Annotated in this window: 9 protein-coding genes; 3 read left to right on the top strand and 6 right to left on the bottom strand. The window is 59.6% G+C overall.

Annotated elements, in window-relative coordinates; translation table 11 throughout:
* Positions 1-42 precede the first annotated feature (42 nt).
* The 4 genes from AC1VNX_RS23460 to AC1VNX_RS23475 form a co-directional block, all read right to left on the bottom strand.
* Positions 43-420 (bottom strand): hypothetical protein, encoded by a 378-nt coding sequence (locus AC1VNX_RS23460; RefSeq protein ID WP_483159955.1) that lies wholly within the window; start codon positions 418-420, stop codon positions 43-45.
* 91 nt (positions 421-511) lie between these two features.
* Positions 512-844 carry a hypothetical protein gene (locus AC1VNX_RS23465; RefSeq protein WP_483159957.1) on the bottom strand — a complete coding sequence of 111 codons (333 nt, stop codon included), beginning with the start codon at positions 842-844 and terminating at the stop codon, positions 512-514.
* Positions 845-926: 82 nt separating this feature from the next.
* On the bottom strand, positions 927-1,280 hold the full coding sequence (locus AC1VNX_RS23470; RefSeq protein WP_483159959.1) for a hypothetical protein: 354 nt from the start codon (positions 1,278-1,280) through the stop codon (positions 927-929).
* A gap of 170 nt (positions 1,281-1,450) precedes the next feature.
* Positions 1,451-2,110: a hypothetical protein gene (locus tag AC1VNX_RS23475; protein WP_483159961.1), complete on the bottom strand. Its 660-nt coding sequence runs from the start codon at positions 2,108-2,110 to the stop codon at positions 1,451-1,453.
* Between AC1VNX_RS23475 and AC1VNX_RS23480 the strand changes: the two genes are divergently transcribed.
* A complete protein-coding gene (locus tag AC1VNX_RS23480) occupies positions 2,110-2,613 on the top strand; it encodes a hypothetical protein (RefSeq protein ID WP_483159963.1) in 504 nt (167 codons plus the stop codon). The two genes, AC1VNX_RS23475 and AC1VNX_RS23480, sit on opposite strands and share 1 nt — an antisense overlap.
* Before the next feature lie 163 nt (positions 2,614-2,776).
* Here AC1VNX_RS23480 and AC1VNX_RS23485 read toward each other — a convergent pair whose 3' ends face one another.
* Positions 2,777-3,232, bottom strand: coding sequence for a DUF2059 domain-containing protein (locus AC1VNX_RS23485; protein WP_483159937.1), 456 nt, complete (start codon positions 3,230-3,232; stop codon positions 2,777-2,779).
* Between the two features lie 1,005 nt (positions 3,233-4,237).
* Complete coding sequence (locus AC1VNX_RS23490) at positions 4,238-10,276, bottom strand: DUF3320 domain-containing protein (protein ID WP_483159965.1); 6,039 nt, start codon at positions 10,274-10,276, stop codon at positions 4,238-4,240.
* Between the two features lie 641 nt (positions 10,277-10,917).
* Here AC1VNX_RS23490 and AC1VNX_RS23495 point away from each other — a divergent pair.
* Positions 10,918-11,952, top strand: coding sequence for a hypothetical protein (locus tag AC1VNX_RS23495; RefSeq protein WP_483159967.1), 1,035 nt, complete (start codon positions 10,918-10,920; stop codon positions 11,950-11,952).
* Entirely contained in the window at positions 11,945-14,104 is a 2,160-nt protein-coding gene (locus AC1VNX_RS23500; RefSeq protein ID WP_483159969.1) for a caspase family protein, read from the top strand. The genes AC1VNX_RS23495 and AC1VNX_RS23500 overlap by 8 nt, the downstream gene beginning before the upstream one ends.
* Positions 14,105-14,111: the final 7 nt, after the last annotated feature.

The following is a 14,111-nucleotide window of genomic DNA, read 5'->3' on the forward strand; positions in this document are numbered from 1 at the left end:
GAGCGCACCGTCGAGAGTTGCCCATATCGATTCTGTCCGCCTCTATTCGGGGACCTTGTCGAATTCGATCTGAATTCCTGTCGCCGTCGATTCGCTTGTGAGGCGTTCGACCTCGAAGTCGGGGAACAGCCCCAAATCCCACTCGAGAGCCCCACTAAGAAACTGCTTCTCAAGCCTGCTCGGGTCGAAGCGTTCGCAACCGTTGAGAAGACGCTTTAGCTTCAGATAGCTTTTGGCGGCGTTGGCCCTCCCCCCAACAAGAAATTTCCCGGCGAACCAATCTTGCTTGGGAAAGCCGGAAATGTCAGGTAGGTAGTGGCAGTGGACCGCCATTTCGGAGCCGCAGCCTTTACATATCCAGATCTCCAGCGCACCGAGCTCAGCGGGCGTTTCAAATCGACACCGCCACATTGCGAACATTTCATAGTTGGTTTTCTATTCGAGGCCCATCTGGGGTGTGGACTCTTGGCCGCATTGCGTCGTTGCAGCGAACGACTGGTTGTGGCCGATCTCAGTCGCCTCGCCATTTCAACTGACCCCCGACTCTTACCAAGTCGCTTGCTCGCACCTCGATGGCCTCTCCCGCTGCTTCGAGATCGGCTAATTCGAAATGATCTGAGTACTCGAGCCAGACTTCGGCAAATTCAGGCTGCAATTCTCGGTAGCAAATCATCATTTGCCGTCCTGTGGACAGTTCAAACATCCAACAAAGGCTCAATCCGAGACCCGGCTCTTCGAAAGTCTGAGCGTCATCTCTGCGAAGGCGAAGATTTCTCCTCGGCATTTCGCAATAAGCGGCGCAGATCAGGCCAGTTGGTTTGACCAAGTGCACGTTGGCAGCCATGTGTTCCTGCTTCTATGGTCTGATACGGGTATAGCAAGCCTGCTTTCGGTTGGGAAGACTGGTCTTGGCCGAACTTCGCCTATCAACGAAGGAAGGAAGCAGGCCCGCGGCGAACGCAATCGTAAGGGAGGGTTAGAAGGTGCTGAATCGCATCGGCGATGGTCCACTGCTCAAAGCCAGGTGTGGCGATGGAGCCATCGGGCGCGACCTCTGAAACGTTGAACCCACCTTCAACATCTTCGTAGTAGATGGCCACTTGTTCAAGCTGCGCCACGATAAATACCGATTCGCTCACACCGTTGCGCGTGATCGACGCGGTCCGAAACGGAATGCGAAGACGAGCGAACTGTTGGGCATGTTCTGGTGAACACTCGGAGAGCTGAGCGGACACCAGTTCCTTCAGTTCCTCATGAGAAATCGGAGTCCAGTGATCCATAGGTTTTTTAATGAGGGCTCATGGAGAATTCTGATGGGCTGGTGAGCGGCCGGTCGTGGCCGACTGTAGCCGGTATTTCTGCATTTGCGATGGGCGCGAAGCAGAAGCAGCGATTCGCCGCAAGCAGTCATCCGCTAGACGGCAAGAAGTAAGATTTCATTCGAGACGTATCAATACACGGGCCCTATGGAGGACCAGCCGGTCAGGGAGAGCAGGTGCATCCCAAAGTCGCGGATCGCGCCAGAGCCAGGGGACTGGCGATTCAAGACGCGATAGCCTGTTCGGTCGCGTATTTCGAGCACCCATCGTGCACCGTCAGTTCCCAGCATTGCAGAGCGTTCGACGCTGGGGGTTTGGCGTAAATTCGAATCTCCAACTACTTGCTCCAGCGTGTGCACTTCTCTTGTCGATAAAGAGCGATTCACTTGGCGAAGCACCTGCCCTGGTTCGTAGCCCCCCTTGCCGTCTAACTCAACAGCGTGCAACGTGGCTCGATGGTCGGAAATAGTTGCCCTTATGACGACCGGATGATGGAAAGTGCGCAGCCAGAGAAAACGGTACTCCGTTACCGCGTCATTGCACATGATCGGGGACTCACCCATAGCCGTCAAATGAGCGCTGAACCACTCGCGATCGAACTGATCCGCCCGTCCATCGGAAGGGTCAAGTGCTCCAACAGGGTAATAGTCGGAGGTTGGCAGGAGTGCTGCGCACTCCGGGGCCTTTACTAGCTTGTCACTATGCGCGCAAGCCGCGAGCAGCAGCACCCCAAGTAGCAACGCGAGCCGAGATCGCTTTGTCACCTCCAAAAGAGGTTTTTGGCTGGTCATTGAAGACGCCCCTGCATCACAAATTAGCTTCGGCTTTTGACCGTGATTGGCAGGCTGTAGCCGATATTTGTCGGCCGTACTCTGCGCACCTATCTGTGTGCTGCACCATGCGCTCGCAGCACCTCGTCTTTTTCCTGCAATGGAAGAAAGAAAATGCCTGGCTTGATAGTGGAAAAATCCGTGCCTTTCAAAAGCAGCAATCGCAGGGTTGCATCATTCTGATGAGCGGATCGGATCTGCCCAAGGCTGTAGTGCATGAGCGGATCGAGTGGTACGCGCAATCTCTTTGGAATTCGTTCGACGGTCGTAGTCAGAGTCTCGTCGACGGCCACGTGGAGACGAATGACATTGTTCAAACCCGGTCCCGTACGCGCTTGATCATCCAAGACGGGAAGGCCATTTCCGTCGACCATGTCGACGCCGACGACGTGTCCGACGAGCACATGATCGGCTTCCTCAGCCATCTCGGCTGGGGACATTTGCAGCGGCAAACTCGCGAATGAAGCCAACGGGATCGTTGCTGCCATCGACAAAAGAAGGCGTCCTATTAAGCGTCCAACCACTTTATGACCTCCATGAACTTCTAGTTCCTCCGGGGGCGGCCACGGCGATGACTGCTGCTGGCCGTCTCCAGCCGGAGGCAAACGGCTCAACTTACACCAACCCTTAGCGCTTGGAGCCCGCGGCCTTGAGCACCTCGATCTTCCTTGCGAATTCCATCGCCTTTGGCCGGAGAACGCTCGCCAATGCCAAGCGCGATTCCTTTTGTAGCTCCCCACTTCTCTCTTGGTACATCTGGAAGATCGGGTTTTTGGCAAGGGCCAATATGCCATCCAACTCGTCTTCGGTGAAGACCCGGGCATACGCCGAAGCCTTGGCCGCTCGGTACTCTGGAGATTTAGCGACGTCCGAAAGGAATTCTTCGTATTGCACACGGAACTGATAGTCCCCACTTTGACGTATGAGGTCTTCGGCCACGACCTTCACGATCTGCCGGGCATCCATCGCCTGGAACACGTCGACTATCGCCTCGGCTTTGGCAATCCGCGCTTCTTGACTGATGGCGGCGGTGCAGATCAGCAGCGCAGCAATCGAGATCGATACACGATGGAGCAATGTCATTTTTTTCTGATGGGCTTCTACGTTTGGTGGATTTTGACGAACAGCCTGAGTCACCGGTTCCTGCCACACCTATATCGGCGCGCCACCCGGCACAATTCGCCGCGACATCGCTAGTCGGCTTTGCCACTTGGCAGCATGCAGATTGTGGCGAGATGCGCTTGCTGTTCGACATACCACGCCGACGGATAGTCCTCTCGATCCCATGGTTCGTCGCTCTCGTACGTTCCTCTGCCAAGAAATCCGTAGTAGAAGTTCATCGCGTCGAGGTGACATCTCGCCCAGAACACCCATACACACGTGCTCTTTCCGAGCAGGCGTCTAGCTGCATCGCCGGCAGGTCCGAGCGCGATACAAGTCTCAAGGCCTTCTTCATCGATCCAAACCTCGTGGAGATATTCCCTACGCAGTCGGAGCTGGTCATGCGGTGACATCGTCATCTGGAAGGTCTGGTTACCGAAAGCCTGCCGCCCTCGACAAAGGGGAGCTCGGCCGCGACAGGGAGCGTGAACTGCAGGAACGGGATCATCTGCCTGTCGCACTGGGTGCAACACGGCAGACCTTGACCCTCTGGAGCCAGATAGGCCCCACCCACGGAGTCTTGAGAGGTCTGCCGGTCAAAGCACAAGTTGAAGAATTTTCTTGGCACGTGTCGTCTCCCTGACTTGTCATGACTCTTCGCGTTGGGCGAAATCCGGGGCGTGGTCAGCGTCCGAGGCCGGCCGCTTCCGGCCGAATTTTGCCCAATGTCGCGAGCGGCTGGTTGTGGCCGATCTCAGACGGCGAGGTTCCGGGACCACTCATATGCAAACGTCAGGTCGAGGGTCGGGACAACGATGGAGTCACAACGAACAACAAAGCTTGCTGCCTCGTCGGCGACCTCGTACAAGAGCCCGCTGTTCGGATCGTCAAGTGACCGGCATCGAAGCTGAGCGTTGCTCCAGAAGGTCGGGCCGGCGAGATAGAAGCAGGTGACAAAGGAGAGGCGGCTCCGCTGTGAAGCCTGCACTAGTGACCATTGAACGGGGTGCCTGCGCTAGAAGGGTCGCTTTCGGAAATGCGAAGCGAACCCGAGTCGCTCAGGCGCTTTGTCGCTACGAGCGCATCGACCACATCCATGACTCGTCGCTCGGCGTCTGCTGGCGTGCGAACCATACCTATCAGGCGACATACCGCCCGAGCGGTGTCGGCCCGAGAAGGCCGGCCCGCTTCGCCAACAACATGCAATACCAGGGCCGCTACTTCTTCGGCGCAGACTTCGCTAATGTGCCGTTTGGACACTTCGCTCGCGTCAGCGATGCGGAATCCATTCCAGCTTTTCGGCTCTGCATTGGCCGGCCAATAGAAGGTCTCATGGCCCTCCTCCGTTCGCGGCAAATTGGCCGGGATCAATGACCTGAGCCTCTCGACAATCCTGGCGCCCGTGCGCTCAAGGCCCCACGCCCTGGCAATCCGCTTGAGCAAGGTCGACTCGAGAATTGGTCCTTCGGCCTCGACCACCAACTGAAGCTGGTCCGAAAGCCGGCGGCTCGAATGCGGCTCATAGAACGCGAGCGGGTCGCCAGGCGCGACAGTGGCCAGCGCGTAAACCTTCACGGCGCGCCCCTGCGAACCAGCCGTGGTCACCTGCGCTGCAAGCGCACTTCTCAGGGGCGTTGCTGTCGTACTTCCTGGCTCGAGACTGGCATCGGTCAATCCCGTGTCGATCGGTGGCTCAGGCGGGGATTCGTCCGGCACCTCTCCGGCGTTCTCGTCCTCCTCTTGCGCCACCAACGACTGAAGCAACGCCGAGATCTTCTGCACCTCTCCCTCGGGGTTGACCCACCAGTCCGTGGACCAGATACGGTGAATTCTCCAGCCGAGGCCCTCGAGCACCAACTGGCGCAGGCGGTCGCGATCGCGAGCCGTGGCTCCTGAATGGTATGCGCGGCCATCGCATTCGATCCCGACAAGGTAGCGGCCCGGGGCACGCGGGTCCACAACGGCCATGTCGATGCGATAGCCCGAGCAGCCGACTTGAGGATGCACGGTCCAGCCCATGTCGCGCAGGACCTTGATGACCGCAAGCTCGAACGGGCTCTCGGGCTCCAAGCCGGTGGGTGAGCTCTGCTCGACGAGAGCCCGCGCGCCGCGAATGGCGAACTCGAGATAGTGCTTCAGATCGCGCACGCCCGCGGCACGCACCCTCGCGAGGTCAATCTGCTCGGGCATGAGCGAGCTGTAAATGACCACCGCCTCACGCGCCCGCGAGATAGCGACATTCAGCCGACGATGTCCCCCTTCGCCATTCAGCGGCCCGAAGTTCATGGTGGTCTTGCCCGCGGCGTCGGGGCCGTAGGTGATGGAGAAGAAGATGACATCGCGCTCGTCGCCCTGGACGTTCTCGAGGTTCTTGACGAACAGCTTCTCCCGGGTCTGCGCCGCGATGGCACGGTCTAGGTCCGAATTAGCTCGGCGCCGTGCATCGAGCAAGGTGTCGATGAGCGATTGCTGTGTCTGGTTGAAGGTGACGACACCGAGGGTGAGGTCACGTTTTTTCGGATTCAGGAAGTGCTCCTCAATGCCCGCGACGACAGCCTCCGCCTCTGCGCGGTTCGTCCTGCTGCCCCCACGGTCGTAGACACCCCCGACCCGCAGGAACTTGACGGCCAGGTCGTCGGTCACCGGCGATGGGAAAGTCACCAGGGAGTCGTCGTAGTAACGGTGATTGCTGAAAGTGATGAGGCTTTCGTGGCGGCTGCGGTAGTGCCACTGGAGGCTGAGCTTGTTCATTCCAGCGCCCAGGCATTCGTCCAGAATGCTCTCGAGATCCTCGACCCGCTCGTCGTCACCGAAACCTCCGTCGTCGCTGTCGGAAGACTTGTTGAAAAAGTTGGTGGGAGGCAACTGCTTCGGGTCGCCAACCACCACCAGTTGCTTGCCGCGGGCAATCACGCCCACCGCGTCCCACACGGGAATTTGCGACGCTTCGTCGAAAATGACCAAGTCAAACTGCGAGAAGCCTGCGTCCAGGTACTGCGACACCGAGAGCGGCGACATCAGAAGGCACGGCTTAAGCTTGGGAAGAAGCGTAGGCATAGCCTGAACGAGCTGGCGCACGGGCATATGGGCGCGCTGCTTCTGGCGCTCGCGCAGGAGCCGCCCCATCTCCGGGTTTGCCTTCGCTGCTACGCCCGTCGCGGAAGGAATCCGCCCCGCCAACGTTGCGGCAAGATAGCGTTCCGTCAGCTTCTGGAAGCTCGCATCGGCGGCCCGAAACTCCCGGATCTTGCGTTCATGCTCGGCGCTCGCGAAGTTCCGCAGAATGGGATCCACATCGATCGCTTTCTTTGCCCACCAACTGCGATAGCTGAACTCGAAGTGTTCACCGACCTCGCTCAAACCGATGACACCCTCTTCCAGGTCCGACACAAGCCCCTGAAGCCCTTGCGCAACAGCCTGGTCCCGCACATTCCGCCACAGACACCAGGCTTGCAACCGCTGCTTGGACGCTTGCCAGCCAGCAATGACGCCTTGAAGACGCTCCAATGCTCCATCAGCGTTGCTCGGCCCGGCAATCGGCGCAATCGGTTTGGCAGCATTGTTTAGCGCTTCGAGCTTCTGGCGCATATCGCGCCAAGCGCTGCGGAACTCGATGAGCGCCTGCCCCACTTTGCCATTCGACTCAAGCGCGACGCGGTTCTCCGCAACCAGCGGCTGCAAAGCACTCCGCAGCGCCTGCGTGTGTGCATCGTCCCCCGCGGCGACTTGAGCCACCGCCCGCGAAAACCGCTTTGCCCAGTCATCGTGAGCTGCCACTGCGCTCCAGTCCGTTTTCAGGCCGTCGTAGGCGTCGTCGAGCAACGCCTGTGCATCAGTGTGCATCGACCGCAGCATCAGGTCTTCCTCGTTGAGCTCCATCAGGGGGCGGAGCATTACGTCGACCTGGCCCGCGGACGGACGCTTTCCGTCTTCGCGGAAGCCGGCCAGTTTTGCCGTGATGGCGCGCCTGCCCCAGATCGCCTTCAGCCACCAGGAGGCATTCGCCTGGGACCAGCTCGAAAGCAGCTCCGCGCCATTGAGCTTGGCCAGCTGCGGCGTCCATCCGGCGCCGACGCTTTCCCAGTGCGCGGCCCGCGCGGTACCGTGCTTCACCAGTGCCTGGAGGCGTGCATGCGTCGCGGGGTCATGCGCCTGCCGCGCGACCGCAACGGGTACCTTGGGCGCCGCGAGCAAGATGTCGGCGAGCGTGTCCGCGTTCCCAAAGGCGTCCATGCTCGACCCCGCCAGGTTCAGCCCCAAGAGTGCCTCGAGGGTTTGCGCCTTGGCCTGGAAGACCGTGGTTACGCGGGCGAGGTCCTGGCAGGCGACAAGAAGGTCGTCTCCCCAGGAGTTGCTCCACAGCGTCATGCCAATGAGGCCGAGCGGGTGGCCATTCAATCCGCCGATGGCGCCCGCCAAGGTGGCCATGCTGCGCGAGGTTTCCCTGAGCCTGTCGAGCTCGTCGCGCTTGTGCGTCATAGCGTCGGCCCACGGCATCGGGGACGGCGCCTTGCCGCTGTTGCCGATGCAGGTGCCAATGGCATCGAAGACGGTAAGACCATTGGGGTAGGCCTGATGCAACGAACCGACGAGCCCATTCAGCTCCTGGCGCAATTGCGCAAGACGCTCGGCCTCGCGAGACCAATCTTCGGCCGTGCGCTGGCCGGCCATGTCCAGCGCGCTGCCCAATTGCTGCAAGACCTCCGATTTCTTCGACTTCGAGGAGTGAAGCTCGAGGCAGAAAGGCCCCAGCCCGATGGCTTCGAGCCGCCGATGCACGACCGACAGGGCTGCCATCTTCTCTGACACGAACAGGACGGTTTTGCCGCGCCCAAGCGCGTGGGCAACCATGTTGGTGATGGTCTGGCTCTTGCCTGTCCCCGGCGGCCCCTCGAGCACCAGATCGCGGCCCGTGTCAACGGAGCAGATGGCTTTCAGCTGCGACGAGTCGGACAGAAGCGGCGCGAGAATGTCCTGTGGCTTGTGGCTAAGGTCCAGTTGCGCAAACTCGCCGACCTCGCCATCACGCTCAAAAGCCTGCCCCGGGTGGTCAATCAGGTGTTTCACCACGCGGTTGGCCTTCAGTTGGTCGGTGCGGTCCTGCAGGTCCTTCCACATCAGGTACTTTGTGAAAGAGAAAAGGCCCAGGTGGGCCTCCTCACGAACTTCCCAGTGCTTGATCTCAGCGACAGCGAGGCGAAACGCCTGCAGCACGCGGCCCACGTCGATACCCTTCTCGTCGCTGGGCAAGATCTCCAGCCCGGGAACGCGGAGTTCGAAGCTGGCCTTGAGGAACTGCAGGAGCGTCGGATTGACGATGGCCTCGTCGTCGTGCCTCGCGAGCCTGAAACCGGAACGCACCGACTGCCGTTGAAGCGTGACAGGCACCAGAAGAATCGGAGCCAGGTTCCTGCGCTCAGACTTCTCGTCTTCCGTCCACCTCAGCAGGCCGATGGCCAGATACAGCGTGTTGGCGCCGCCTTCTTCGAGGCCCGTGCGCGCAGCGGTATGGATGGCGAGCAGGCGCCCGTCCAGTTCATCCGCTTTCACCTCGGCAAGCAAATCTCTGTTCGCCAGTGCCTCAAGCGCCATGTCATCCAGCGGCGAGTTGCCACTGCGCCCGACGTGCACCTCAGCCATGCGCGGGTCCGTCCCCTCCATGATGCCGGGTAGCGGCCGGACCTTGAAGTCTTTGCCGTCGGACAAAACGTCTTCGAGGCGTGCCAGGTCAGGCGCAACGAGCTTCAGGGTCGTCTTCGTGGCCTTGAAGTTCAGGAGCTTGTTGCGCAGCGTCAAGTCCAGAAGGCGGGCTTTCCACTTCGACAGGCGCCCCTCCGGCGTCTCGTCAAAGGACAGGTCCAGCGGGGTGATCGCGGTCACGTCCAGGTCGGGTAGCTGCGGGGTCGGCTCAATGCCAACCGGCGGCGGCTGCTCTTCACTTTCTACTCGCCGGACTTGGCCCGCCCTGGAAGGCAGAGGTTTGATTTGGACTTCGCGGGCGCGGTGAATATCCACCGCATACCTGAAGGCCTCCTCGTCAAGCAGGTGCCTACTGCCCTCCTCCATTGCGATCCGCAAGGTGGGACGATGGCTGTGATGCAGCGCAATGCCGGTGGTTTCGAAGACCAGGAGTTCCCCGCTGTCGACGCGCTTGCGCACGGCCTGCACGTCATCGGTCAGAGGGTCAGGAAAGCTCGCCTGGTGCAGCCACACACCCACCCACGCATGCCCCTCTTTGACCAAGACCACAGGTCGTAGGCCCGCCTGCTCAAAGCAGGATGCAAAAAGCATGGCCAGATCGAGGCAGGTGGCAACGCCGGTGTCAAGGACGCGGTCTGGCGTGCGAATCTTCTGGCCGTCGGTTCCAAACGACGCGGGCGGTTCCGAGTAGTGCAGCCCAGCGGCAGCGACAGTGCTGTAAACGGCAGATATCTGCTTCCAGACCACATCCCGACTCTTGGACTGGTAGCCGTTCATCGACAGCTCGTTGTGGGCCTCCCGCAGAAGCCCCGACGCCTTTTGTATCAGCACATCGATGGCCGGATTGTTCGGCATGCAGAAGGCCGCGAGCAGCTCCGGCAGCGCCCGGGTACCCGCCCATTGGTCATAGGCGAGAACCTGCACAGCCTGGGTCTTGCGGGTCAGCTCCGTGTTGCCAGCCGTCACCGCTACGGTAATCGTTGCCCGTACGGCTTCCGAAAGCTCGGCCAAGAAGGTGTGGTCCGGGCGCAGGTCGATTGGCGAAATCCGGCGCGACTCGCCCGGCGCCAGCCGGTCGAACCGCAGCCTGGCCCCCTCGGCAAACCGCGGATTGCAGCCCACCAGTACCTCCAAGCCTTCGAGTGCCTCCGGCCCGTTGTTGGTCACTCGCAGGGACCGCATGACCGGCACCGCGTTCTGAATCGACGCATACCCCAGCGTCCCATCCGCTTCGATGTCCACGAGGACCACTTCCGGCGGCACACTGGGCTCCGCCCCCTCCTTGGCCCCAGTCGGCAAGGCTTCATCGTTTTCCAGGACTTCCAACTCTCACTCCTCCAGAGGAAAAGCCATTTTGCGCCGGCGCAACGAGTCCTGGCTCACACGTTCGGGTGAATCACCTACTTTTCCAGCGGAAGAACGTACCGCGCGTCAGGTCGACCGCGCCCCGCCGGTGCCGCGCCGCGCCGCGCCGCGGGCAAAACAACCAGCCCCAGCCCGGCCTGCACTCCGACAAGCGCAGCGGGTGACGGGGGTAACGCGAGCCTTGCCGGCAGTTTGCCTAACCCGGTGGCGCTGGCGCGGGCCGTCAACCCACGATAAGTGGGCATTTACGAAGGTGGAGCGATTGCACCCAAGGAATGAGAGCCCGCTGCGCCCTCAGCGGGCGGCTTATATAGAAAAACAACGCCCTTTTCCATCCACCGTATTGGGGATGTACGTCGACAAAGATACGACGATGATGTCTTCTCCACCGAAGTGTCCACCCGAACAGTGGTTGGAAGGAGGGCTCGAGAATTATGCGATCCTCGATTTGGGCCGACAAGACACTTACGCAAGAACGGTACGCTGTATCGCTTCTCGCGGCCAGATTCGCCACGCCCGAACGGCACCTTCGAGTCTGGCGTCGATATGACCAGAATGCTAATGCCCAGCGGATAAATTCGCTCAGAGTGCATCAATGTGAAATGGTGCCGCCGCTGCAAGCTCGACTCTATTCGTTCTTCAGAATACCCTCGATCATGGAGCAGCGGCGCGCGGTCGTGGGGGTGCTCGTCGCAACGTCAGCGTGCATCATAAGTCCCGAGGGGAGAGCACAGTCCACGCCAACGGATGGAATGAATGCGTATGTTCTCCGTGCGGTCGAGCAGCTTTACAAAGAGTCGCCGAACAAGGGATACAACATCGCGAGAGCGTACTCCAAAGAAATCCCCTACGGAAGCGGCGTCATCCGCCCGTCGGAGCCGCCCTTGACCATGTGCGTCGCGGCCGTTGCGGAAGTCATGATCACCGCGATCAACTTATACGTCGCAGAAACAGGCGACAACTCACCATATTCGTTCTTGCCGCCAGCTGGATGGAATCGGATGCGACCGCGAGACATACGCAGCCACATCTGGGTCGCACCACAACTCGATTCCTACGGTACGGCTGACGCGTTTGTGACATATGGGATCGGGCGCCGAGTGAAGTTCAGCGAACTCAGTCCGGGCTCATTCGTCAACTTAAATCGAACAAACAAGTCCGGGCATGCCGTCGTCTTTCTTGCGTATGTCGATAAATCTGGCAACAACTTGGCGACGTACTCAAACGCCGTCGCAGGCTTTAGATACTTCTCCGCCCAAGGCGTAGGTCGAAACCCAAACGCCGGCTTCGGTTACCGAATTGCGTTCTTCACGCATTCCGATGGGACTCGTGTGTGCCCAGATCGAACAGCAGATGGAACCAAGCGCGATTGCGATGTGATCTACAAGCTCGATCAGAAATACCTGAACACAGGGTACCTTCAAACTCCCAAATACTGGAATGCGGCCCAACGGGACAAGAACCTCCAAGCATTGGCTGCAGGTCTCTATAAGCAATCAAGATCCCGCGGGCCGGAGTTCCTGGGCCTCCCTTCATCGCTTTCTGAGACGGAATTCTATTCCCGGCTGGACGAGCAAGACACCCTCGAGCTTAACCCGAACCTCCAGAACGCAAACCGGACCACAGACGATGATTGATACCACGCGAACACAGTCGGTGGTTTCACATCGAACCGTGGCGCAGAGCATTCTGCTTTGTGCCTTCTGTGCGTTGAGCTCACTTGCGCATGGCGCGTGCCAAGCACCTCATAGCAAGACGAATCCGCCCCCGCAACAAAAGCAACTCGTGGTTCAGGACGTAGCAGGTAGGGACGTAGAACTTTATTCGCGCAGCATTGCCTTGGTGATCGGAGAATCCAACTATCTGGGCGGGAAAACCGGGTTGAGGCCACTGGCGAGTGTTCCGCGAGAGATCACAAATCTTCAGAACGCCCTAGAGAGTCAGGGCTTTGAAGTCTGGACATATCTCGATCTAAGCTCAGCTCAGTTGCAGTCGACCATTGAATGCTTTATCCGAGAGGAGTTGCCAACCGATTCCGACATGCGCTTCCTTCTCTGGTTCGCTGGTCACGGTGCCACATTGCGAGACGGTGAAAACAAACGCGACGGATTCGTTCTTCCCATCGACATCCAGCGCCCGGAAGGCAAGGATCCAGAGCCTTCCGAGATTCGCCGCAAGGGCTTGCGATTGAGCCAGTTCATCGAGTGGAGCGCGAACTGGATTCAAGCCAGGCACGCGCTCTTTGTCTTCGATAGTTGCTTCTCAGGAGCAGTACTGCGACCTCCGACACGAAGTGCAAGCCCGACGTCGATCAACAAGAACGAGAAGCCGAAACCCCCAGGTTATGCGCTCTCTGGTGAGGCGCGTCGGCCGCTGCGCGAATTTCTTTCATCGGGTACTGACGACGAAGAAGTCCCAGCGTCCAGCATCTTTGCCGAGTACTTCGTAAAGGCGCTGTTTGGAGAGCGTCGAGAGGCAGACGTCGACGGGGACGGCCTGCTGACTGGCACTGAACTCGTAACTTTCCTCAAGGGGAGTGTGGTTCAGGACAGCTTCAAACAGACCCCCACATCGGGCCGCCTAAGCAACGAGTCGTTAAATCGCGGCGAGATCGTTTTCGCCCTGCCCAAGCGATCTAAGAGGATCGAATCCGTCACAACATCGTCTGCATTGAATTCGCCTCCCGCCGGCGGCCTACGCCCTGTTTTTCGCGGGGCGATAGATTCACCGTCCAGTGTCGCGCCAAGCATCGTTCAATTCTTCGAGGCGGAAAGTTACCTAACGACCAATATCACTGACTGCAGCACAGACTGTTCTGCCGAAGGCAAGAGTCTGCGCTACGACTTCAAACTAGCCATTCCAGGTGACGCACCTGCCGGGGCGCTACTCGACGCTCCCGAACTGCGCTGCCTCAGCGGGCCCTGTTCAGCTGGTGCAACGATCCTGTCCGGCCCCACACTCAGCGCAGACAGGCGTTCTGCTTCGGTGGGGCTCGTCGGCTGGGGGGCGCCGTCGACATGGCGACTGGCTGCGAGGCTTGTTGTTCCCGATACAGGAGCCAAGGCGGTTGTGGTTGACCGAAAAAGCGGGACCACGAAGGAGGTCGACGCAAAAGTCATCACCGTCGCAGGACAGGCCCCACAATTGGACGATGGAACGGCGAAATCGTTAGCCGCGGTTGTTTTAGCGATGCAATCGGACGACACCCCAAAGCGCCGGTCTGCCCGGGAAGAGTTAACGAAATTAATAGATAGTGGAAAACCGGAGCTAGTGTCCCAGCTCATCCGACAAATGCCTGTGAGCACTTATCGCTACCAATTGGGCGTCACCGAGGCACTCGGCAATGCGAGGCAAGGTTGGCTCACTGGAGAGGCCTCCTCACGAACGGTTCTTGAGAGAATTCGTGATCGCCGCTGCGACGGGATGGTCTGCGAGCCGACCTTGCACGCTTCGGTCGTCGCTGCACTAGCAAACCAGCGCCTTTTCGCGTACTACGAAGTTGGATCCGACGGTTGGCTGACACGCGCGGGGCAGTTGCGCAAGACCACACAATCGAAGCCGCCGATGACACCGTTCGAGGCTGTGACTGTTGGTGACATACTGCTCGCCGATTCGGGAGTCAACCTGCGCGCAGGCATCGGTAGTGCTGCGGGCATAGTCACGACGGCGGCAGCTGGCACTTGTTTGTCGGTCGTTCAACCTGATCGCGGGTACATGGATGCAGGCGCACGCGGTGGCTGGTTGCAAGTCAAGCTTCTCAAAAGCTGCCCGTCCACTCGGATAGGTTAATTGCTTC

The organism is Variovorax sp. TLI9-5A, from assembly GCF_056867935.1.